Genomic DNA, 22,517 nt, shown 5'->3' with positions numbered 1-22,517 from the left:
CCCGCGACACCCTCCTTTCTCGAGATTTGACCGGGCCCTCCGCTCACAGGGTTCATCGCCTTTGCTGGAGGGCCGCTGGTTCGTTGCGGCCTTCGCGCTGGGGATGCTCATCACTGCGCTGGTGTGGGCCCATCTGCGCGACCACGAGCGCGATCTCGAAAAGGCCCATCATGCGGCGGCGGCCGACCGGCTGGTGCATCAGCTCAACGAACGCCTGGGCAAGGTGGATTTCATCCTGCGCGGGGTCGCCGGCCTGTTCTCGGCCCAGAATCTCGTCGAGAAGCGCGAATTCGAAACCTACGTAGCCGGCCTCAAGCCCACCGAGACCCTGCCCGAGGTCGTGGCGATCGGGCTGGTACGGCGCGTGGATGCCGCCCGGGTGCCGGCGGTCGAGGCGCTGCTGTCGGCGGCCTACGAGCGGGAGATCCGCATTACGCCGCCGCCCGACGCTGCCCGCGCCGGGGTGACCTATCCGGTGGTTTATGTGTGGCCGCTCGATGCCCAGACCACGCGGGCCATTGGTTACGACGGCTATTCCGAGCCGCTGCGCCGCCAGGCCATCGACGACGCGCTGCGTCTTGACGGCATGGCGATGACCGAGCCGATCGCCATGCGCGCGCTGGGGGATGCCCAGCGCGGTGCCGCCGTGATGCTCTATCGGGTTGCCCGCTCGGCTGACGACCTGAGTCCGAGCGAGGCCCAGGATGGTCTGGTTGGCCTCGGGATCGATGTGAACCGGATGTTCGACGGGCTCGCCGAGTCGGCCATCGCCGGCTATCGGGTGCGCGTCGACGATGTGTCCAGCAGTGATCCGGCGCTGCTCTACAACACAATTGGCGACGCCACCGCGTCCTTGGCCGAAGTCCGCACCGCCAGCTTTGGCGGGCGGGTGTGGCGCCTGTCCCTGGCGGCGCTGCCGCCGGCCGAGCTGATCGAGGTCTCGTCTCTGGTGGCGCTGGGCGGGGTGGCCGGCAGCGGCCTGCTGGCGTTTCTGCTGGCCAGCCTGTCGGGGCAGCAGAAGCGTGCCCGCGAGCTGGCCGATCTGATGACTTCCGAATACCGGGCCAGCCAGATGCGTTTCGAGCTGGCGGTTTCCGCCACCGAGGAAGGCATCTGGGAATGGCAGGCCGGGCCGATCCGGCGGGAGTTCCTGATCTCGTTGCGGACCCACCTGGCCGGCAAGGGCGCCCTCGACAGCGTGTTGCCGGTGACCCGGATCGATGGCAGCGTGGGCTGGTTCCACGTGGCCGGCAAGACCGAGTTCCACGCCGGTGGCCGGCCGGAGCGCACCGCCGGCGCCATCGCCGACGTGACCGGGCTGCGCAGCGCCCAGCAGGAAGTGATCGATTCCCACGCCCGGCTCGACGCGCTGTACCGCCACGCCTCCCTCGGCATGGCCATGGTGGACGGCAAGGGGCGCTATCTGCAGGCCAACTCGGAATTCTGCCGGATCGTCGGCTACAGTGAAGATGAGCTGTGCTGCGACCAGCCGCCGCTGCTCACCCCCGCCGAATACGCGGCGCGGGATGCCCGGGCGGTGGTGGATGCCTGCCTCGGTGCCCGGGGCAAGGCCTATGAGAAGGAGCTCCTCCACAGCAGCGGGAAGCGGGTGCCGGTGATGGTGATGACGACCGTCGTGGGCGGCAGCGATGGCTCCCACCGCTGGATCGTCGTCGAGGATGTGACCGAACGGAAGCGGGAGCAGCGGGCCGTGCAGGAGGCCAATGCCACCAACGAATCGCTGATCGCCGCCATGCCTGACATGCTTTTTCAGCTCGATGGCGACATGCGCATCGTGCGCTACCACGCCGACAAGCCGGACCTGACGGTGCCGCCGGAAGCCTTCATGGGCAAGCGGCTCGATGAAGTGCTGTCGGCCCGCACGGCCCGGGCCTTCTTCAATGCGGTGCATGCCGCGGGGCGCAGCGGCCAGCTGCAGCGGCTGGAGTATTCGTCCCGGCGCGGCGCCGATCGCCTGCGCCATTTCGAGGCCCGGCTGCGCATGGTGCCAACAGGGGGCGCGCTGGTGGTCATCCGCGACATGACCGACCAGAAGGAAACCGAGCTGGCCCTGCGGGAGAGCGAGGCGCGCTGGCAGTTCGCCCTCGACGGCGCCGGCGACGGGGTGTGGGACTGGAACATCGCCGAGAACCGGGTGTTCCGCTCCGACCGCTGCAAGACCATGCTCGGCTACGCGGTGGACGAGCTGCCCGATGACCACGCCAGCTGGGCTGCGCTGGTCCATCCGGAAGATCTGCCCGCCTTGCTGGAGGCCCGGCGCATTCATCTCAAGGGCGAATCGCCGATGCTCGCCATGGAGGTCCGGACGCGCGCCAGATCGGGGCGCTACAAGTGGGTGCTGGTGCGGGGCCTGGTGGTTGAGCGGGATGCCGACGGCCGCGCGCTGCGCATGATCGGCACCCATTCCGACATCGACGACGCCAAGTCGCGCGAGGCCCAGATCCTAGACCACAACCTCAATCTGGCGACGCTGGTGGATGAGCGCACCAAGGATCTGCAGGCCGCCAAGGATGCCGCCGAAGCCGCCAACGAGGCCAAGTCGGCCTTCCTTGCCAACATGTCCCACGAGCTGCGCACCCCGATGCACGGCATCCTCGGCTACGCCAAGCTGGGCGAGACCCGGGTGGCCAGCGCCGGGCACGAGAAGCTGCGCAACTACTTCGGCCGCATCCGCCTGTCCGGCGAGCGGATGCTGTTGCTGGTGAATGATCTGCTCGATCTCTCCAAGCTGGAAGCCGGGCAGATGGTGCTCAACCTGGAAACCGGCGCCTTGTCCGAGGTGGTGTCGGAGGTGATCGCCGAATTTGACCTGCTGGTCCAGGCCCGGCGGCAGTCCATCGAGCTGTCGGTGGATGAGGCGTTGCCCCTGTGCCGCTGCGATCGGGCCCGGATCGGGCAGGTGGTCCGTAACCTGCTTTCAAATGCGGTGAAGTTCACGCCGGAGGGGCGGACAATCCGCGTCCGGCTTGGGACGGGCATGCTGCCCGATGCCCGGCCGGCGCTTGTCCTGGGCGTGTCCGACGAAGGCGTGGGGATTCCGGCCAGCGAACTGGAGCTGGTCTTCGACAAGTTTGTACAAAGCTCGCGCACCCGGACGGGCGCGGGCGGAACGGGACTCGGCCTGGCGATCTGTCACGAGATCGTCGAGGCCCACCACGGGCGTATCACGGCCCGGAACAATGCCGTCTGCGGAGCGGAGTTCATCGTCGAGTTGCCGGCCCTGGGCCGGACCGAAGAGATGGCGCCCGCCCTTGCGGCACAGGGAGAAGCTTGATGAGCATGGCAAAGATACTGGTCGTGGATGACGAGCCGTTCAATCTCGACATCGTGGCTGAATACCTGGACGGGATGGATTTCGAGCTGGTGATGGTCGAGTCCGGCGAGGCCGCGTGGGCCGAGCTGGAACAGCCCGATTCCACCTTCGATCTGGTCCTGCTCGACCGCATGATGCCGGGCATGGACGGCATCCAGGTGCTCACCCGCATGAAGGCCGACCAGCGCCTGCACTCGATCCCGGTGATCATGCAGACTGCGGCCACCTCGCCCGAGCAGATCCGCGAAGGCCTGGCCGCCGGCGCCTTCTACTACCTCACCAAGCCCTTCGAGGGCGAGGCCCTGCAGACCATCATCCGCTCGGCCCTCGACGACATGCGGACCCGCCGGGAGTTGAGCGCCAACCTGGCCGATCACGCGGTGGCGCTGGGTTTCCTGGGCGAGGGCGAGTTCGTCATCCGCACCCTCGACGAAGCCCACAAGCTCGCCTCCTTCGTGGCCCTTCTTGGCCCGCAGCCGGAAACCCTGGCGATGGGCCTGTCCGAGCTGCTGGTCAATGGCATCGAGCACGGCAACCTGGGCATCGACTTTGCCGAGAAGAGCCGGCTGCGCGAGGCCGACCGCTGGGAAGACGAAGTGGATCGACGGCTCGCGCTGCCCGAGAACCAGAAGCGGGTGGTGCGGCTGCGCGTCCTGCGCGATGAGGACCGCTGGGTTTTCGAGATCTCCGACGATGGCCCGGGCTTCGACTGGCGGCGCTTCCTCGATTTCGACCCGGAGCGGGCCTTCGCGCCCAATGGCCGGGGCATCGCCCTGTCGCGCCAGCTGTCGTTCTCGAGCCTGACCTACATTCCGCCCGGCAACGTGGTCATCGTGACCGTGCCCCGGGTGCACCGCGACAAGGCGGCCAGCCAGTAATGGCCCCGACGAACCGGAATCCGGCATGCCGCGAGGCGTGCCCCCGATCGAACTTCCAGGCGGCGGCGAGCGTCCGCTGCCTGCCAACGGTAGAGTGCTGCTGATGGCTGAAAATCCACTCCGGGTGCTCGTCGCAGACGATATTGCATCCAACCGAACCATCGTGGGGGCTTTCCTCGCCCACCTGAACTGCACGCCGATCTACGCCACCGACGGTGTCGAAGCGGTCGAGCTGTTCCGCATGGAATCCCCCGATGTGGTCCTGATGGACCTGATGATGCCGCGCATGGATGGCTTCGAGGCCATCAAGCAGATCCGCGCAATGGCCGACGACCACTGGGTGCCAATCATCATCCTGTCGGCCCTGTCGGGCGAGGGCGACATCGTGCATGGCCTGGAGATCGGTGCCGACGACTATCTGGCCAAGCCCTTGTCGTTCCCGGTGTTTGCCGCCCGCTTCAAGGCCCTGCGCCGGCTGCTCGACATGCAGCGCCGGCTCGCCGGATCGCTGGAGCAGGTGCGCGCGGTGGCCAACGGCGTGATCGACGGGATCATCTCGGCGGACGAGAAGGGCACGATCCTCTCCGTCAATCGTTCTGCCACCCAGATCTTCGGCTACACCGCCAACGAGCTGGTCGGCCAGAACCTGCGGATGCTGATGCCCAACCCCCACCGGGACAAGCACGACGAATACCTTGGCCGCTACCTGAGCACCGGCGAGAAGCACGTGGTCGGCCAGATCCGCGAGCTCTCCGGCGTGCGCAAGGACGGCACCGAGTTTCCGCTGGAGCTGGGTGTCTCCGACATCACCCTGCCCAACCGCCGGATGTTCATCGGCGTGGTGCGCGATGTCTCCGAGATGCGCCGCATCCAGCGCCAGCTGGCCGAGGACGCGGCGCGGCTGCAGCGCTACCACGACGAATCCGAGCGCGAGCAGGAGCTCGCCATGGCGATCATGGAGCGCCAGGTGCGTAGCGACTGGCTGCGCGACGGCGCCGTGCAGTACGCGGTGATGCCCGCGCGCAACTTCTCCGGCGACGTGGTGGCCGTGGCCCGCTCGCCCCAGGGGGCGCTCTACGCCATGCTGGCCGACGCCACCGGTCACGGCCTGGCGGCGGCGGTGAGCGTGCTGCCGGCCCTCGGCGCCTTCTACCGGGGCGCCGCGGCCAACCAGTCACTCACCGAGCTGGTGACCGAACTCAACGGCCTGCTGTGCGGCCTGCTGCCCAAGGGGCGTTTCGTGGCCGCATCGCTGGTGCGCCTCGAGGCGGGCACCCACAAGGGCCAGATCTGGGTGGGCGGCGTGCCCGACGTGCTGCGCATCGACGATGGCGGCAAGGTGGTGCAGCGCTTCATCTCCCGCCAGCTGCCGCTGGGCATCCTCCCTTCGGAAGAAGCGGGGATCAGCCACGAGGAGTTCGTCTGGAGCGAGGTGTCGCAGATCGTGCTGTGTTCCGACGGCCTCACCGAGGCGGAGAACACCAGCGGCGAAGCCTTCGGGATGCGTGGCCTGGAGGCGACGCTGCAGGGCTCGCCGCGCAGTGGTCGGGTCAGCCGGTTGCGTCAGGCGCTCAGCCGTCACCTGGGGCGCCAGGCCGCCGGCGACGACGTCTCGGTGCTGATCCTCGACTGCGCCGTGTAAGCCCCCGCCGTCGGGCGGCGCGGCGCAGGGCCGAAGCTGGCGTGCTTTTTGCTGAGGTAAGTCGGTACTCTTTAAGGTCCGAATTCCCATGCTACGAGTGCTGGTTGTCGATTCCTCCCGCGAGCGCGCCGCCGACGTCTGTTCGGCCATCGCGCTGGCCGGTCATCAGGTGGCGGCCGTGCTTTCCAGTGCCCTGGAGCTGTCCGACCAGGTGCTGAACACCAAGCCCGACGTGATCTTCATCCAGGCCGATTCCCCCAGCCGGGACACCCTGGAACACCTCGCGATCATGAACCGGGACTGCCCGCGCCCGGTGCTGCTGTTCTCCCAGGACGCCGACTCCGAGATGATCCGCCGTGCCGTGAAGGCCGGCGTGTCGTCGTATGTCGTTGATTCCGTGTCACCTGCGCGCCTGGACGCGGTGGTCGAGGTGGCCATCGCCCAGTTCGAAGCCTTTCAGCACATGCGCGCCGAGCGCGACGACGCCACCCGCAAGCTCTCCGAGCGGATCACCATCGACCGGGCCAAGGGTGTGCTCATGAAGGCCCGCGGCCTCGACGAGAACGCGGCCTACCACGCGCTGCGCAAACTGGCGATGGAGCGGGGCCGCAAGCTGGCCGACGTGGCCCAGGACGTGATCGACATGTCTAACCTGTTGCTGTGACGTAATCCGAAAGTGGTAGTTGCTCCGCGGGTGGGGCCTTGATTCGGGGCGGAGGCGCGGTGGCGGCTCCGCCCCGAATCCTTTTGAAACGCCCGCCGCACCCAATGGCCTGCCGTGCTGCGCGGCCGGATGATCCGGCGTGGTGCGAAATCGGCGGGTGTTGCACTGCAACAGTGCATCAGAAAGGGGTGATTCAACTACCCAAAAGGGGGTATGGATTCACCCAAAACAATCTTTGTTATACAAATCAATGAATTAAAAATACTGGCACGGTCCTCGCTAAATGTTGGTTGTCGGACCAACGGCGGCCCGACTTGATCAGGCGATCTCACTTGGACAAGGGCGTCCATCCCCTCGCGGGTTATTGCGGGGAGATGTGGCGCCCGTTTTTTTTGAATTTTCGATTTCACGATCAGGGGCGAGCGATGAGCAAGCAATTCGACGACAAGTTTCTTTCCCGCCGCGGCTTTCTCAAGGCTGGGGCTGGCCTCGGAGGTATGGCGGCAATGGGCACGATGATTCCTGCGGGTGGTGTGTGGGCTGCCGGTTCGGACAAGCCGGAGCTGGAAGAGGTGAAGATCGGTTTCATCCCGCTGACTGACTGTTCGTCGGTGGTGATGGCCTCGGTGATGGGCTTCGACAAGAAGTACGGCATCAAGATCACCCCCAGCAAGGAAGCCTCCTGGGCCGGCGTGCGCGACAAGCTCGCCAACGGCGAACTCCACGCCGCCCACGTGCTGTACGGCCTGGTGTATGGCCTGCACCTGGGCATCGGCGGCCCCAAGAAAGACATGGCCGTGCTCATGACCCTCAACAACAACGGTCAGGCCATCACCCTCTCCAACGGCCTCAAGGACAAGGGCGCGGTGGATGGCGCCAGCCTCGCCAAGGTGATCGCGAAGAAGGAAAAGGAATACACCTTCGCCCAGACCTTCCCCACCGGCACCCACGCCATGTGGCTGTACTACTGGCTGGCCGCCCACGACATCGACCCGTTCAAGGACGTCAAGAACATCGTCGTGCCGCCCCCGCAGATGGTCGCCAACATGCGCGTCGGCAACATGGACGGCTACTGCGTCGGCGAACCCTGGAACCAGCGCGCCATCGTCGACAAGATCGGCTTTACGGCCGTGACCACCCAGGACATCTGGACCGACCACCCCGAGAAGGTGCTGGGCTCCACCGCCGAGTTCGCGGCCAAGTACCCCAACACAGCCCGGGCGATGATCTGCGCGATCCTCGAAGCCTCCAAGTGGATCGACGCCAGCGCCGCCAACCGCTCGAAGACCGCCGAGACCGTCGCCGCCAAGAGCTATGTGAACACCGACGTGGATGTGATCCGCAGCCGGATGATCGGCCAGTACGAAAACGGCCTGGGCAAGAGCTGGTCCGAGAAGAACTACATGAAGTTCTACAACGACGGCCAGGTGAACTACCCCTACCTGTCCGACGGCATGTGGTTCCTCACCCAGCACAAGCGCTGGGGCCTGCTCAAGCAGGACGTGGATTACCTCGCCGTAGCCAAGGCCATCAACAAGACCGATCTCTACAAGCAGGCAGCCAGCATCGTCGGCGCGCCGGTGCCCAAGTCGGACTTCCGCACCTCCAAGCTCATCGACGGCGTGGTGTGGGACGGCAAGGACCCGAAGAAGTACGCCGCCAGCTTCAAGATCAAGGCCTGACCGGCGGGCGGGCCGGCACCACCGGCCCGCCACCCCAAACCCCGATTCAATCCCGCACGCAACCCGACAGGCTCACCCGCCGTCACGAAGATCACGGAGATCACCATGACCACTGCATCGCTAACGTCCGGCCTCGTTGCCGTCCGGCCCGAAGCCGAGTCTGCCCCGGTCGTCCGGGGTGAAGTCACCAAGACAGAGGATTCCAAGATGGGCGCCACGACCCACACCGACAAAGCCGCCGCCGCGCCCGCCAAGGCAGACGATTCCGTCTCCTTCGGCACCCACCTGGGCAACTTCGTCCGCAAGGTCATCCCGCCGCTGCTCGGCTTCGCGCTGGTGATCGGCGTGTGGGCGCTGGTGGCGATGAAATCCGCCGACTTCCCCGGCCCCGGCAAAACCTGGGACGCCGCTGTCGTGCTGTTCTCCGACCCCTTCTACAGCAACGGCCCCAACGACCAGGGCATCGGCTGGAACATCCTGTCGTCCCTCAAACGCGTCGCCATCGGCTTCGGCGTGGCCGCGCTGGTGGGCATCCCGCTGGGCTTCATCATCGGCCGCTTTGCCTTCATGAACAGCATGCTCGAGCCGATCATCAGCATCCTGCGCCCGGTCTCGCCGCTGGCCTGGCTGCCCATCGGCCTGATGGTCTTCAAGGCCGCCGATCCGGCCTCCACCTGGACGATCTTCATCTGCTCCATCTGGCCGATGATCCTCAACACCGCCCAGGGCGTGCAGCGCGTGCCGCAGGATTACCTCAACGTGGCGCGGGTGCTCAACCTCTCCGAGTTCAAGATCATCACCAAGATCCTGTTCCCCTCGGTGCTGCCCTACATGCTCACCGGCATCCGCCTGTCCATCGGCACCGCCTGGCTGGTGATCGTTGCGGCCGAAATGCTCACCGGCGGCGTCGGCATCGGCTTCTGGGTGTGGGACGAATGGAACAACCTCAAGGTCGAGCACATCATCATCGCCATCTTCGTGATCGGCATCGTCGGCCTGCTGCTCGAACAGCTCCTGCTGCTGATCGCCCGCCGCTTCAGCTACGGCGCCAACTGATACTGCCCCGAGGAGAATGCAAATGAACGCCATCGTCAAAGTCGAAAACGTCGGCATGAGCTTCGACACCAAGAAAGGCCGCTTCATCGCCCTGCAGAACGTCAATCTGCAGATCAAAAAGGGCGAAGTCGTCTCGCTCATCGGCCACTCGGGCTGCGGCAAATCCACGCTGCTCAACCTCATCGCCGGCCTCACCCTGCCCACCTCGGGGGTGATGCTGTGCAACGGCCGCGAGATCGCCGGCCCCGGGCCTGAGCGCGCGGTGGTCTTCCAGAACCACTCGCTCCTGCCCTGGCTCAACTGCTTCGAGAACGTCTATCTCGCCGTCGAGCGCGTGTTCGGCACCAAGGAAGGCAAGGAAAAGCTCAAGGCCCGCACCAACGAAGCCCTCGAGATGGTGCACATGAGCCACGCCGCCCAGAAGCTGCCCCACGAAATCTCCGGCGGCATGAAGCAGCGCATCGGCATCGCCCGCGCCTTCGCCATGGAGCCCCAGATCCTGCTGATGGACGAACCCTTCGGCGCCCTCGACGCACTCACCCGCGCCTCGCTGCAGGACGAACTCATCGGCGTGATGGAAAAGACCGGCGCAACGGTGGTGATGGTCACCCACGACGTGGATGAAGCCGTGCTGCTCTCCGACCGCGTGGTAATGATGACCAACGGCCCCGCCGCCACCATCGGCGAGATCCTCGAAGTGAAGCTCCCCAAACCCCGCGACCGCCTCGCCCTGGCCCACGACGCCCACTTCGTCGAATGCCGGGCGGCGATTCTGGAGTTCTTGTATCAGAAGCAGATGAAGAAGGCGGCTTAGTGGACGCCCCCCGAAGCGCCTGCGGCGCCTCCCCCCACTGGGGGGCAGGCCGGCCGCTTCGGGGCGGCCGTGCGCGGCCGGCCTTGGTTCGTGCCTTTTCTGCTCGAGTCGGCTTATGGGGATAGTGCAGCGTAACCCGACTACTCCTATCAGACGCGTCGGCCGGTGCTTCACTGTGCCGTATCGAACCGGAAGGGTGGGGGAAGTCCTTTGGTATTCCTACTCGAACTGCCGGGTTAGCGGTTTAGTCCTTGAGCCACTTATGCAACGCATACACGCCCCCAGCCACTGCGAGCGGAGCTGCGCATGTGATGACTACGCCAGTTGCCATGCCGCCACCGACGACACCGCCCACTGCGGCGAGGCCAGAAGTAATTCCTGCTGCTGACAGCCCTCCAACGGCTCCCGCCGCCGAAACAGTTGCCACAGAGCCCGCAACGCCAGCTCCGGCACCAAGACCTGCAGCGATTTTTTCATCTGTTTCGATGTTGTCACTTGTAAGTGCCGCTGCCAGAGCTCCACCGGCAAGAACTGGCGCCGCCGCAACGCCGATTCCTGCAGCCATGCCCCCGCCGACGAGGCTCCCAAGGGTGGCTAAGCCAGATGTCATGCCTGCCGCGGACAGCCCTTCTACAGCACCCAGCGTTGAAACAGCAGCTAAGGAGCATGCTGCACCTGAAGCTCCGCCTCCGGCTGTACTTGAAACTACTTTCAAACTTTCTTCGCTCATTTTGATCTCCATGAAAAACACTCTCTAAACGATCCCAAAGCGGCTGTAGGGGATAGCTGCTAACGCGGCACCGGAGTATGCGTAGGGGTTAGCATACGTAGGTCGGGTTAGTACCCGTAGGTCGGGTTAGCGCAGCGTAACCCGACAACCCGCGATCGGCCCTACTCACGCCCGACGCCCTCAAAACACATCGAATCACGCCCCCAATTCGGCGCATAAACCCCGTCCTTCACATAGCATACGTAGGTCGGGTTAGCGCAGCGTAACCCGACAATCCCTGATCGGCCCTACTCACGCCCGACGCCCTCCAAACACATCAAATCACACCCCCAATCCGGCGCATAAACCCCGGCCTTCACATAGCGGCCGAAGCTGGAGTACGGCCACGCTGCGGGTGATCGGGCCAATCCATGCTTGACCGGGTTGTAATGGATGTAATCCACATGGCGGGCAAAGTCGGCTTCATCGCGGATCTGATGTTCCCAATATCGATGTTGCCACACGGCCTGTTCGCCCTTCTTCAAGCGCGCCGCATCAGGCGTGCGCCGGCATTCATCCGGGCAATGCTTGGTGAACACGCTCTTGATCAGACGCCAGCGGGTCGAGAAGTCGCCATCGTCCGGCGGCAAGGTCCAGATGCAGTGAAGATGATCCGGCATGACCACGATGGCGTCGATCTCGAACGGACGTGATTGGCGAACGGAGCGGAAGGCATTGCGCAGCACATCGACGGCTTCAGCCGAAGCCAGAATAGGCCGGCGGCGATCCGTCACGAGGGTGAAGAAGAAGGTGCCGCCGGGGACGATGGCGCGTCGATAGTGCATGGAAGGTGTCGGGTTACGCTGCGCTAACCCGACCTACGAGACTCGTCCGTGCTGGCCTTCCAGTTCTTCCGAAGTGATCCGACCGTTGCATTTGTGCCTGCCTTTCGGCCGCTTGGGTAAGACAAAGAAACACTTCCGCTGGGCAAGTTGAATGTCTCTTCTATAGTCTTGATCATCGAAGGAATGCTTGAATCGCTCCGGGCGACTCTATATCGCTTGGCATTTGCGGCCTTCTGATACACCTTTGAAATCTCTATGACCGCGTCTTCTGGGTAGGTGACGCCTGACGAAATGAGTCCGGCCTCTCGTAGTACCTTCAGTGCGTGGCGAATTCCAATGACTCGATGTTTTATAGGATCAGTAAACATTGTGGCTCGATTGAAGTTGAGTCGGAGTTGGTTCGAGTGAGTAGTTCGGTGGCAACTTGGCTTTCCTGAGGCCTAACGTTTGAATTGAGTGGCCTCGCGCGGCTTTATGCGCGGGGTCCGCTCGAATGATGGATTGGGCACCTATGAACGCCTAGCCTTGAGTTCGACAAGCGTGGAATACAGGACGATGAATTTCACGGCCTCCATTGCTGACCATAGAGAAACAATTGCTTGGCTTTCTGCCCCTTGCGCATCTACGAAGTAGCCAACGAAATGGTTTCCATCGACCCATTTGAACTTGAAGTCGGCTGCATGATGCAAGCGGTGAGAAATTAATAGTTGGCCAAGTTCATTTGTAACCGTAACGGTGACGTCGTCGAGTTCGTTCAGTGATTTGAGGCGACTGACTATTTTCTCTTGGAGTGTTGCCATCGAATATTCCTTTGCGTCGATTGTGACGTGATGAATTGTCAAGCGCGAACCGGTGTGAGGCTATCCTTCTGCCACCCCCAATGCCGTATGCCGTACCAATCTACCGCGCACCGCTTCAGCCCGCAAGCATGGCGTCGGGCTGCTGTTGGCATGATTGCGATCGGATGATATTCGGCGCGGGGCCGGTATGAATGGCCGCGTGAAAGGAACACAGCCCGGCAGCCCCACTGCACTCCCGGGCCGTGCCTCAACCCATCAACCCTTCTCAGCAGCCTTGCCGCTGCGTTTCGGGCGGCTGCGCTCCGATTTCTTCTTCATTCCCAGCGCGGCGATCTGGTCGGAGTCGGGGCCGAAGAGGACGACGGCTTCGTCTTTTACGCCCATCGCGATCTTGTGGACGGCGTTGCGGTCGGTGAGGAGGGCGCTGCGGGCGGCGGCGAGGGCGTTCTCGGCGAGGATGACGGCGGTTTCGGAGTGGTTGAGCCGATCGAGCGCGGCGGTGGCGGATTCGAGGCTGTAGGCGGGGTTGTGCGGGGTGTAGCCGTCGATGCCCGAGAGGGCGCGGATCAGTTCGATGTCGTTCTTGAGTTGCAGCGGGGAGATGCGGGTGATGGCGCCGGTGGTCATGGGTCCTCCTGGGGTGATGGCGTGCCGGGTGGCGTTAGAAAGGCGTCATGGTATCCATGAAATCGCCATTTTGGAATGGTGAATGCATTTGTTGGTGGCGGGTGCAGGTTGCGCGGAGGCGGGCGAAGCCAACGCGGGGGATGGGTGAGGGACGGACAGGGCGAGGGGAGGCGTTTGCACGCGCGGGTGAAGGCGTTGCAGCGCAGCGGGAGGTATTTCGGGCGGCGTAGGTCGGGTTAGCGGAGCGTAACCCGACGTTCCGTGGCTGGATTGGCGGTGTGAGCCGTGGGCGGTTCACACCGTAGCGGACGGGGTATCGGTGGCGCCGGGGTGGATTGGGCGGGGAGATTGTCGGGTTACGCTGCGCTAACCCGACCTACCTTCTGCGGGGGCTGCGAATGCTTCTCGCAGGGCTGCGTGAAGCATTCGCAGGCTTGCGTGAAGCAATCGCAGGCGTGTGTGAAGGATTCGCAGCGCTGCGAGAACGATTCGCAGGCCTGCGAGAAGCAAGTGCACGGCTGCGAGAAGCAATCGCAGCGCTGTGTGAAGCATTCGCAAGGCTGCGTGAAGGATTCGCAGCCTTGCGAGAGGGATTCGCAGGCTTATTTGAGGGGGAAGCCGCGGGCTTTGAGGGCGTCGGTCAGGCGGTCGCGGCCGGTGAGGGCGGCGGCGTCGCGGATGCGCTTGGCGGAGTGGTTGGACCAGGTGCCGCGGACCTTCATGCCCTGGCTGGCGTAGAAGGCGGCCATCGCGCCGTCGTATTCGGCGAGGCCGGCAGCCTGGGCTGGGAGGGAGTAGGTCTCGTTGTGCAGCACGACGGACTGCGGCGGGCGCGGTTTGACGGCCGCCGGCTGGGCGGGGTCGGGCGTGCCGACGCAAAGGCCAAACACCGCAACCACGCGGGGCGGGAGCTGCAGCTCGGCGGCGACGTTTTCGGGCTGGTTGCGGATGCCGCCGATGTAGACGGTGCCAAGGCCCAGGGATTCGGCGGCGGCCACGGCGTTCTGGGCGGCGAGCGACGCGTCGATGAAGCCCACTTCAAGCATCTCGAGGTAATCCAGCGCGGCGTGGGCTTCGCCGGCGGTGTTGGCGACCTGTTCGAGCCGGGCGAGATCGGCCAGCCAGACGAGGAAGAGGGGGGCCTGGCGGATGTGGGGCTGGTCGCCGGCCATCATGGAGAGGCGCGCCTTGCGTTCGGGGTCGCGCACCGCGACGACGCTCCAGGCGTGCAGGTTGGAGGAGCTGGCGGCCGATTGCGCCGCGGCCACGATGGCGGCGAGCTGGTCATCCGAGACCGGATCGGGCAGGTAGGCGCGCACCGAGCGGTGGGCCAGCAGGTGGTCGATGATCGGCGAGCGGGCGGCGGGTACTGCCACTTCGGGCGAGCCGTAGCGGGCCTGGTAGAGGGCCTGTTGGGTGGGGGTGGGGGCGTTCATGGCGTTCCTGACGTGTGACCCGGCAGGGGCGGGGCGCCGCCTGCCGTCAAGGCCGTGATTTTAGCGCCAGGAACGCCGGGGGAATCAGCCCGCGCGGGTGCGGCGGCTGCGGGCGGGGGGCGCCACTTCGGTCTTCTCGGCGGGCTCTGCGTCGCCGGCGAGGGCTTCGGACACCTGACGCACCTGCTCCTCGACCAGATCGGTGCCCTGGGCGGCGGCATCGGCGAGGCCGTTGAAGCCGGATTCGGCCTGACGCAGGGCTTCGCGGGCGTGGTCGATCAGGGCTTCGCCGGTGGCGTCGGCGGAGAGGGCCGCGCGGTCCATCTGACGCTGCAGCACGGTGTCGAACACGGCCACCTGATCCTTGGCCATCTGCAGCAGGGCCTGCTGGGCGTCGCCGAAGATCTCGAAGCATTCGCTCACCAGCCCGGCGGATTCGCCGCGCCATTCGGCGAGGCGTTCGAGGGGCAGGGGCTCGAAGCGGAAGCTGCGCGCTTCGGCGAGCTCTTCGAGGTGGTCGCGGCCTTCGTCCAGGGCCAGGCGTCCGGCGCGCAGGGCGAGCTCGGACAGCCGCTCGGTGGCCTCGACCCAGGCGCGGGAGGCGGCGTGCAGGTTGTCGATGGTGTGGATGCGGGTGTGCTGGATGTCGCTGGGCGAGAGGTACATGGCTGTCTCCGGATGGGTGGGAGGGACGGCCAGCTTAGGCCGCCCCCGTTGCAGCCGGATGACATCGGCGCGCGCTGCTCAGGGCGTGAGGCGCTCCATCATGCGCACCAGATCGGGGATGGAGGCGGCCCCCATCTTGCGCATCACGTTGTGGCGATGGACCTTGACGGTCATCTCGGTGACGCCCAGCTCGGCCGCGGCCTGCTTGTTGAGCGCGCCCTTGATGACGTAGGCGATCACCTCCTTCTCGCGGGCGGTGAGGGACGCGTACTTGCGGCGGATCTCGTCCACCTCGCCGTGCTCCTTGCGGGCGGCGCGGGCGCGGGCGAGGGCGGTGTCGATGGCGCCCAGCAGGTCCTCGTCGCGGAAGGGTTTGGGCAGGAACTCGGCCGCGCCTTCCTTCATCTTCATCACCGCCATCGGGATGTCGCCGTGGGCGGTGATGAAGATGATGGGGATGGCGTCGCCGGCGCGGGCGAGGGCCTGCTGCAGCTCTGTGCCGGTCATGCCCGGCATGCGCACGTCGAGCACCAGGCAGGCGACGCCGGCCTCCCGCGGGGCGGCGAGGAAATCCGCCGCCGACGGATAGGTGCGCACCGCCAGCCCCACCGACCGGAGCAGGCTGCTGAGGGCTTCGCGCACCGAGAGGTCGTCGTCGACGACGTGGACGAGGTCGGGCTGGGTCATGGAAATGCGGTTTGGCATCGCTTGACGATAAAGTCTGCAGGTCGGGCTTCAGTCCGACACCCCGCGTTGATTCTGCGCCGGCGTTGTCGGACTGAAGTCCGACCTACAGGGGGGCCATCGCTTAATGGGGGCCTTTTCTCTGGTGTCATGGGTGTTGGCGGATGGCGTTCAGGCATCGGGGATGGTGAACACGAAGCACGCGCCGCCGGGCTGGGTGCGGTCGAGCCACAGGCGGCCACCGTGGTTCTCGATGATCGAGCGGCTGATGGCGAGGCCCATGCCCAGCCCGTCGGGCTTGGTGGAGAAGAAGGCGTCGAAGAGCTTCGCCTCGCTCTCCGGTCGCACGCCGGGGCCGCTGTCGTGCACCGCGATGCGCACGCCGCCGCTGGGCTCGGCATCCACCCGGATCGCCAGCGCGCGCTCGCCTGCGGGCGTGTCGCGCAGGGCGTCCACCGCATTGACGATGAGGTTGAGGATCACCTGCTGCAGCTGCACCGCGTCGGCGGTGAAGGCCGGCGGCGGGGTGGGCAGGTGGACGCGCACCCGTACGCCGTTGTCGGTGAGCATGGCCTGGAGCATCTGCAGCAGCTCGTCCAGCAGGCGGGCGATGGGGATGGGTTCGCGGCGGAGCTCGCCGGCCCGCAGGAACTTGCGGATGCGCGCGATCACCTCGCCGGCGAGGGTGGCGTCGCGGTTCACCCGGTGCAGCGCGGCGGCCACTTCGTCGAGGTTAGGCGTGGCGAGGGACAGCCAGCGCAGGGCGGCCTGGCTGTTGGTGATGACGGCGGCGAGGGGCTGGTTCACCTCGTGGGCGATGGAGGCGACGAGCTCGCCCATGGCGGTGAAGCGCGACACCCGCGCGAGTTCGCCCCGCGTGGCGGCGAGGGAGCGTTCGGCCTCCATCCGCGAGGTGATGTCCTCGACGATCACCGCCAGCATCGGGCCGTCCTCGGCCATCGCCGGGATGCGCGAGGCCGACACGTTGGCCCACAGGTAGCCGCCGCCGCGCCGCTCGTAGCGCTTTTGCGTGTGATAGGCCGGCAGCTCGCCATCCACGAGTCCATGCACGTTGCGGCGGGTGGTGGCGCGCTCGGAGGCTTCGGTGATGGCGATGAGCGACACCCCCGCGATGTCCTCCGGCCCGTAGCCGAGCATGCGCTGCAGCGCCGGGTTGGCCGAGAGGATGCGCCCATCCCGGTCGGCCAGCGCGATGCCCACCGCGGTGTTCTCGTAGAGCCCCAGCCAGCGGCGGTCGGACACCTGCAGGGCGGTGAAGCTGCGTTGAAGGGATTTGCGGCTCTCCACGAGGCCGGCGGTGAGCTCCCAGATGTCCGAGGCCTGGGTCTGCAGCTCTTTCTGCAGGATGTCCACGGTGCGCTTAACCGTAACCAGGTTGTGCACCCGGGCGCGCAGCTCCTGGGGCGAGAAGGGTTTGGTGAGGTAGTCCTGGGCGAGCTCCTCCAGCAGCCGCTCGCGCAGGGCGTCGTCGGCGCGGGCCGAGAGCACCAGCGCCGGCACGTTGGGGAAATCCGGCCGGCTGCGCAGGGTGCGCAGAAAGGTCTCGCCGTCGCAGCGGGGCATCATCAGGTCGGTGACGATGAGGTCCGGCGGGTCGGCGAGGGCGGCTTTGATCCCGTCGTCGCCGTCTTCTTCGAGGGTGACGTTGTATTCGTCCACCAGCACGTCGTGGAGGAAGTGGCGCAGATCCGGGTTGTCCTCCACCACCAGCACCCGCGGGCGGCCCGGGCGGAAGGCGCTGGGGGCGGGCTCGGCCTGCGGGAGCGGTGGGGTGTCGGCGGTGGGCAGGGCAGGGGCTTTCGGTGCGCTGTTGGTACGCACGTAGGCGCCGTCGGGGGCCTGCAGGGGCAGCTCGAGCTGGAACAGCGCGCCGCCGCCGGGGGCGTCGAGCACCACCACCGTGCCCCGGTGCAGCTCGACGAACTCCTTGACGATGTTGAGCCCCAGCCCGCTGCCGATGGCGCCGAGCTGCTCGTCGCCCTGGGTGAAGCGGTCGAAGATGTGCTGCTTCATGGCGTCGGGCACGCCGGGGCCGGTGTCCTGCACCTCGATCAACAGGCGTTCGCCGGCGAGGCGCTCGACACGGCAGGCGATGCGCCCGCCGGCGGGGGGGAACTTGAAGGCGTTGGAGAGCAGGTTGGTGAGCACGCGGACGAGCTTGGCCCGGTCGATGTCGGCGTAGAGCCCACCGTCGTCGTCGGGCTCGCCGCGCACTATCAGGCGGATGGCGCGGGCCTCCGCCTCGCCCTCGAAGCCGGCGGCGATCTCGCGGATCAGCGCCATCACATTGACCCGGGCGTAGGCCATGGGCATCCGGTCGGAGTCGATGCGGGCGAGGTCGAGCAGGTTGTTCACCTGCTGCAGCAGCGACTGGGCGTTGCGCTTGATGGCGGTGAGGCGGGCGCGCTCCCGCTCGGTGCGGGCGGTGGTCTCGTGGATGAGCTGGTCCACCGGGCCGAGGATGAGGGTGAGCGGGGTGCGCAGCTCGTGGCTCACGTTGGCGAAGAACTTGGTCTTGAAGCCGTCGATCTCCTTGAGCTTCTCCAGCGCCACCTGCAGCTCGCCGTTCTTGCGGGTGAGCTCGGCGCTGTTGGCGATCTTCTCGGTGATGTTGCGCCCTTCGGGCAGCAGGAAGGCCACGTGGCCGCTGTCGTCGAGGATGGGTGTGAGGGAGAAGTCGATGGCAATGGTCTTGCTGCCGTGGAGGTCGCCATACACCTCGAAGTCGCAGCGCACGAAGCGCCCGGCGCGGGCCTCGCCGATCATGTCGCGCACCCGGTGGCGCACTTCGTCGGAGACCGACCACCAGCGGGCCTCCCAGAAGGGCCGGCCGACCACCTCGTCGAGGCTGAGGCCGGCGCCGTCCAGCGCGGCCTGGTTGATCTCCAGCACCGTGCCGTCCACGTCCAGCAGGCCGAGGAACTGGTACATGGAGTCGAGGATGATGCGGGCCATCTTCTGGCGCCGCACGTCATGGGTGTCGTCGTCGCCCAGCACGACGCCGCGCACCGATGTCTGTCTGGTCACGCTGTGGGTGTCCTCCTGTCGATGGCGGGTCGGCCCGCCATCATCACGATACGTCGCCCGGGGCGGCGATGCGAAGCCCTTTGCACCGGCGCGTCAGAAAAAGCGGTCGAAGTGGATCTGCCCGAAGGGCACGCGGTGGCCAACCATCAACATCTCCTGCAGGGCCTGGGTCATGGGCGGCGGGCCGGCGAAGTAGAACTCGTAGCCGGCCAGCGGATCGGGCAGCAGGCGGGTGACGGCGTCGTGGACGTAGCCGGTCTCGCCCTGCCACGCGCCGTCGTCGCCCGGCAGCGACACCACCGGCACGTAGCGGATACGGTCGCCAAAGCCATCCAGCTTGGACAGCAGGGCTTCGCCGCAGACGTCCCGCGGGGTGCGCGCGCCGTAGAAGAAGTGCAGCGTGCGATCCTTCAGCAGCCCGGCCTCGGCGGCGCCGCGGGCGATGGAGATCATCGGCGCGAGGCCCGATCCGCCTGCCACGCAGACGATGTCGCGGGGGGCGTCGGTGCGCAGCCAGGCCACACCGTAGGGGCCGTCGAGGCCGATGGCGTCGCCCACCTTGAGCTTGTCGAACAGCACGTGGGTGCCCTGGCCGTGGGGCACGCGGCGGATCTGGAAGTGCCATTCGCCGCCGTCGTTGGCGGTGTTGGAGAGCGAATAGGCGCGGGATGAACTGACGCCCGGCAGGTCGAGCATCGCGTACTGCCCGGGCAGGAAGGCCGCCGGGCTGTTGGTGACGAAGCGGAACTCGCGGATGTCGTGGGTGAGGTCGGTGATGCCGGCAAGGCGCGCCGTCTGGCGGGCGGGGCGGATGCGCGGCACGTACTCGGGGCCGCCCGGGGCCTTGATGCGCAGCGGCCCGGTGGCGCGGCACTGGCAGGCCAGATGACGGCCGCGGCGGCGGTCGCGCTCCGAGAGGCCGGGGGCGTCGGGCCACAGGGTGTCGAGCTCGCCTTCGACCAGCTCGAACTTGCAGGCGCCGCAGCCGCCGGAGTTGCATTCGTGGGCAAGGCCAACCCCGGCGCGCAGGGCCGCGCGGAGCACGGTGTCGCCATCTGCCTGGGCAAAGCTGGCGCCGTCCTTCTCGTTGTGGATGAGGATCTCTTGCATGGAGGGCTCCCGGCGCGGGCGGCGGTGCTGGCCGCGCCCGCGCGCTGTGGGTTACAGGCCGAGGGACCGGCGGAAGTCGCGGGTGGCGGCGCGGGCCGAGGCGGCGGCCTCAGGCACGTCGGGCAGGGCCGCGCAGTAGGCGTCGATGGCCTTGTCGGCGAGGGGCTCCCACTTGGCGATCCAGCCCTGGATGAGCTCCAGGTTGCCCGGCGTTTCGAGGGCCGTGCGCACGAAGGCGGCGACCCAGCGGCGGTGGCGGGCGGAGTCGATCAGCTGGGCGTCGGTGAGGAGCGCCAGCAGCATGTCGCCGTTGTGGCGGGCGGATTCGCCCAGGCGGCGCAGCACGGTCTCCTCGATGGCCGGCTTGGCGACGAGGTTGAGCACGACGATGGCCTCGCCCCAGTCCCACACCGTCAGGGCGCGCTCCATCAACTCGCGGAAGCCCTGCCAGGCGGCGTCTTCTTCCCAGTAGCGGCGCTCGTCGGCCCCGAAGCCGGTTTCGGTGAAGGTGCTGGACAGCTCGCGGGTGCGGTAGGCGGTGTGGGAGAGCCAGCGCAGGCTGTCGGCCATCTGGAAGTAGTGGCAGTTGGTGATGGTGCTGGCGGGCGACACCTGGCCCACGTAGGCCGAGGCCATCTGCACGGTGTGGAACAGGTAGCGGGCCGGCGTGTACAGGCGGGCGAGGGTGCCGGCCCAGCGCGGGTCGAGGGCCTTGTCGTGCTCGCGCTGGTTGAACTGGTCGAACAGGCCGGTGACGTAGGTTTCCTGGCCGTCCTGCATCAGGTTGTAGGTGCGGTAGACGACTTCCTCGGGGTCGCGGAAGGCGTTCCAGTCGGCGTGCTTGAGGGCAGTGCCGAAGGTGTGCTTCTTGTACCACTCGTTCATGAACAGGCCGGGCGAGAGCTCGTAGGGCGCGTTCGGGTCGCGGTCGTTGTAGTGCAGGTTGGCGCTGACGATCTCGTATTCGCTGGGCTTCCTGCGGCGGGTGGCCAGGTGGCTCCAGGTCTTCTGGGGCTTGAGCACTTGGGCTTCGGTCATGGTTGTCTCCTCCGGTGTTCTGTCTTGTCTTGTGTGTGCTTGGGGCGGGCTCAGAGCTTCTTGGCGAAGTAGAAGCGCACCGAGTCGTCGCGGCTCTCGATCTGGCCGGCGAAGGAGCTCAGGTCCACTTCCAGGTCGTTCATCTTGAAGGGGCGGCCGAGTTCTTCTTCGATGGTGGCCTGGCGCAGGATCATTTCGTGTTCGGTGTGGATGCGGATGTAGGCCCGCTTGTCGTCCACGAAGACTTCCTTGCCGGGGTTGTCGACCTTGGCGGCCTCGATGACGGCCTGGGCCAGGTCGCCGGCGCGCATCACCGGGCCGACCAGATTGTTGTGATAGGCCTGCGCGGAGCTGGTTGTGCTCATGGGGTTCTCCTGGGTTCAGCTGTGGGCGAAGAGCGGTTCGACGCCTTCGGTGCTCACGTAGATGTCGTCGCCGTCGATGCGCACGGGATACTTGGCGAGCGCGCAGTCGTCGGGGTTGATGCCCTTGCCCGAGCTGGCGTCGAACTGCCACAGGTGGGCGCGGCAGATCAGCTTCTTGCCGTCGAACTGGCCTTCGGCGAGGGAGATGTCCTGGTGCGGGCAGACGCCCTGGAAGGCGGCGATCTCACCGCCTTCGGCGCACACCAGCACGATCTCGTGGTCGTTGACGGTGAAGGGGGCCATCTCGCCTTCCCACACGTCGTCGACGGTGCATATCTTGGTAAAGCTCATGTCTTGCTCCGGGTGCGGGGCGGGCTCAGGCGGCCTGCCAGATGATCTCGACGGTCTCGGTGGGCTTGAGGCCGGCGTCGGCCACCTTCAGGTCGCGCGGCAGGAACTCCGTCGCGCCCTGCTGGCGCACGCGCAGGATGTGGCCGGGGCGGGCGCGCACGCGGCGGCCGACCGAATGGACGGCGGCGGCGGCGGCCACTTCGTCCATGGTGTTGTCGGTGTCGACGGCGACCAGCTGCAGCACGAAGTCGCCTTCAAAGTTGGAGGTGAGGGGGAACAGGGCCATGGGGAATCTCCGGGTGTCTGGTTGCCCGGCGCACGCCGGCGCCGGGTTTGCGATGGGGCGGGCTCAGCCGGCCTTGCGGGTGGCGCGCAGGGCGCGGTAGACCTCGGCCCAGGCGTAGTTGTGGGCGTCGTCGCCCATCTCGCCCGGCGCGAGGTTCATGTAGGCCAGCGCGCCTTCGAGGTTCATGGGCTGGATCATCCCGGCCAGGAAGCGGTCGACGATGCTGAGGTGGCCGGCGTAGCGCTCCGGGTCCTGCTCGAAGACCCAGCGATCCACCTCGGAGCCGAAGTGGTAGAGCCGGCCGTTGTATTCGAGCGGGTAGTCCTTGACGTTCCAGCCTTTGCCCGGCGTGCCGAGGATGGGCAGCTGGCACATGTTGCACACGTAGGGCAGGGTTTCCGGGTAGGTCATCGCCATGTTGCCGTCCACCACGTTGTCGATGAACACGTCCCAGCACTGGCCCCAGGTGTCGTTCCAGCCGG

The 22,517-nt window shown here is 66.5% G+C and carries 21 protein-coding genes; 7 read left to right on the top strand and 14 right to left on the bottom strand.

Annotated elements, in window-relative coordinates:
* Positions 1-61: 61 nt before the first annotated feature.
* From Q0672_RS00790 to Q0672_RS00760, 7 genes are all read left to right on the top strand, one after another.
* Entirely contained in the window at positions 62-3,295 is a 3,234-nt protein-coding gene (locus tag Q0672_RS00790) for a PAS domain S-box protein (protein WP_298618775.1), read from the top strand.
* A gap of 5 nt (positions 3,296-3,300) precedes the next feature.
* Positions 3,301-4,212: a response regulator gene (locus Q0672_RS00785; protein WP_153160026.1), complete on the top strand. Its 912-nt coding sequence runs from the start codon at positions 3,301-3,303 to the stop codon at positions 4,210-4,212.
* 103 nt (positions 4,213-4,315) lie between these two features.
* Entirely contained in the window at positions 4,316-5,854 is a 1,539-nt protein-coding gene (locus Q0672_RS00780) for a SpoIIE family protein phosphatase (protein ID WP_298618774.1), read from the top strand.
* Positions 5,855-5,942: 88 nt separating this feature from the next.
* Entirely contained in the window at positions 5,943-6,518 is a 576-nt protein-coding gene (locus tag Q0672_RS00775; RefSeq protein WP_153160028.1) for an ANTAR domain-containing response regulator, read from the top strand.
* A gap of 425 nt (positions 6,519-6,943) precedes the next feature.
* The gene (locus Q0672_RS00770; RefSeq protein WP_298618773.1) at positions 6,944-8,200 is read left to right on the top strand and encodes a CmpA/NrtA family ABC transporter substrate-binding protein; all 1,257 of its coding nucleotides are present in this window, start codon (positions 6,944-6,946) and stop codon (positions 8,198-8,200) included.
* Between the two features lie 105 nt (positions 8,201-8,305).
* Positions 8,306-9,256, top strand: a complete 951-nt coding sequence (gene ntrB, locus Q0672_RS00765) for a nitrate ABC transporter permease (protein WP_298618772.1) — start codon at positions 8,306-8,308, stop codon at positions 9,254-9,256.
* A gap of 22 nt (positions 9,257-9,278) precedes the next feature.
* Positions 9,279-10,070, top strand: coding sequence for an ABC transporter ATP-binding protein (locus Q0672_RS00760; protein WP_153160030.1), 792 nt, complete (start codon positions 9,279-9,281; stop codon positions 10,068-10,070).
* Between the two features lie 315 nt (positions 10,071-10,385).
* Here the strand turns inward: Q0672_RS00760 and Q0672_RS00755 are convergent, their stop codons facing one another.
* The 14 genes from Q0672_RS00755 to Q0672_RS00690 all read right to left on the bottom strand — a co-directional run.
* Positions 10,386-10,547, bottom strand: a complete 162-nt coding sequence (locus Q0672_RS00755) for a hypothetical protein (RefSeq protein ID WP_298618771.1) — start codon at positions 10,545-10,547, stop codon at positions 10,386-10,388.
* Between the two features lie 540 nt (positions 10,548-11,087).
* The gene (locus Q0672_RS00750; protein WP_298618770.1) at positions 11,088-11,624 is read right to left on the bottom strand and encodes a transposase; all 537 of its coding nucleotides are present in this window, start codon (positions 11,622-11,624) and stop codon (positions 11,088-11,090) included.
* Between the two features lie 509 nt (positions 11,625-12,133).
* Positions 12,134-12,424 (bottom strand): hypothetical protein, encoded by a 291-nt coding sequence (locus tag Q0672_RS00745; protein WP_298618769.1) that lies wholly within the window; start codon positions 12,422-12,424, stop codon positions 12,134-12,136.
* Positions 12,425-12,679: 255 nt separating this feature from the next.
* The gene (locus Q0672_RS00740; protein WP_298618768.1) at positions 12,680-13,051 is read right to left on the bottom strand and encodes a hypothetical protein; all 372 of its coding nucleotides are present in this window, start codon (positions 13,049-13,051) and stop codon (positions 12,680-12,682) included.
* Between the two features lie 602 nt (positions 13,052-13,653).
* Positions 13,654-14,487, bottom strand: a complete 834-nt coding sequence (locus Q0672_RS00735; RefSeq protein WP_298618767.1) for an NADPH-dependent oxidoreductase — start codon at positions 14,485-14,487, stop codon at positions 13,654-13,656.
* Positions 14,488-14,571: 84 nt separating this feature from the next.
* Entirely contained in the window at positions 14,572-15,153 is a 582-nt protein-coding gene (locus tag Q0672_RS00730; RefSeq protein WP_298618765.1) for a hypothetical protein, read from the bottom strand.
* Positions 15,154-15,231: 78 nt separating this feature from the next.
* Complete coding sequence (locus Q0672_RS00725) at positions 15,232-15,840, bottom strand: response regulator (RefSeq protein ID WP_298618763.1); 609 nt, start codon at positions 15,838-15,840, stop codon at positions 15,232-15,234.
* A gap of 168 nt (positions 15,841-16,008) precedes the next feature.
* A complete protein-coding gene (locus Q0672_RS00720) occupies positions 16,009-18,885 on the bottom strand; it encodes an ATP-binding protein (protein WP_298618761.1) in 2,877 nt (958 codons plus the stop codon).
* 93 nt (positions 18,886-18,978) lie between these two features.
* Positions 18,979-19,995 carry a 2Fe-2S iron-sulfur cluster-binding protein gene (locus tag Q0672_RS00715; RefSeq protein WP_298618759.1) on the bottom strand — a complete coding sequence of 339 codons (1,017 nt, stop codon included), beginning with the start codon at positions 19,993-19,995 and terminating at the stop codon, positions 18,979-18,981.
* Between the two features lie 51 nt (positions 19,996-20,046).
* Entirely contained in the window at positions 20,047-21,033 is a 987-nt protein-coding gene (locus Q0672_RS00710; protein WP_298618757.1) for an aromatic/alkene monooxygenase hydroxylase subunit beta, read from the bottom strand.
* 50 nt (positions 21,034-21,083) lie between these two features.
* The gene (locus tag Q0672_RS00705; protein WP_298618756.1) at positions 21,084-21,398 is read right to left on the bottom strand and encodes an MmoB/DmpM family protein; all 315 of its coding nucleotides are present in this window, start codon (positions 21,396-21,398) and stop codon (positions 21,084-21,086) included.
* Between the two features lie 15 nt (positions 21,399-21,413).
* Positions 21,414-21,749 (bottom strand): Rieske 2Fe-2S domain-containing protein, encoded by a 336-nt coding sequence (locus tag Q0672_RS00700; protein ID WP_298618755.1) that lies wholly within the window; start codon positions 21,747-21,749, stop codon positions 21,414-21,416.
* 25 nt (positions 21,750-21,774) lie between these two features.
* Positions 21,775-22,035 (bottom strand): toluene-4-monooxygenase system B family protein, encoded by a 261-nt coding sequence (locus Q0672_RS00695; protein WP_298618753.1) that lies wholly within the window; start codon positions 22,033-22,035, stop codon positions 21,775-21,777.
* 63 nt (positions 22,036-22,098) lie between these two features.
* A partial coding sequence (locus Q0672_RS00690) for a YHS domain-containing protein (protein ID WP_298618751.1) occupies positions 22,099-22,517 on the bottom strand: 419 nt, incomplete at its 5' end.

It is taken from the genome of uncultured Zoogloea sp. (genome assembly GCF_937894855.1).
Taxonomy (GTDB): domain Bacteria; phylum Pseudomonadota; class Gammaproteobacteria; order Burkholderiales; family Rhodocyclaceae; genus Zoogloea; species Zoogloea oryzae.
The sequence above is the reverse complement of the archived record's forward strand: the minus strand, read 5'-3'. Positions and strand labels throughout refer to the sequence as shown.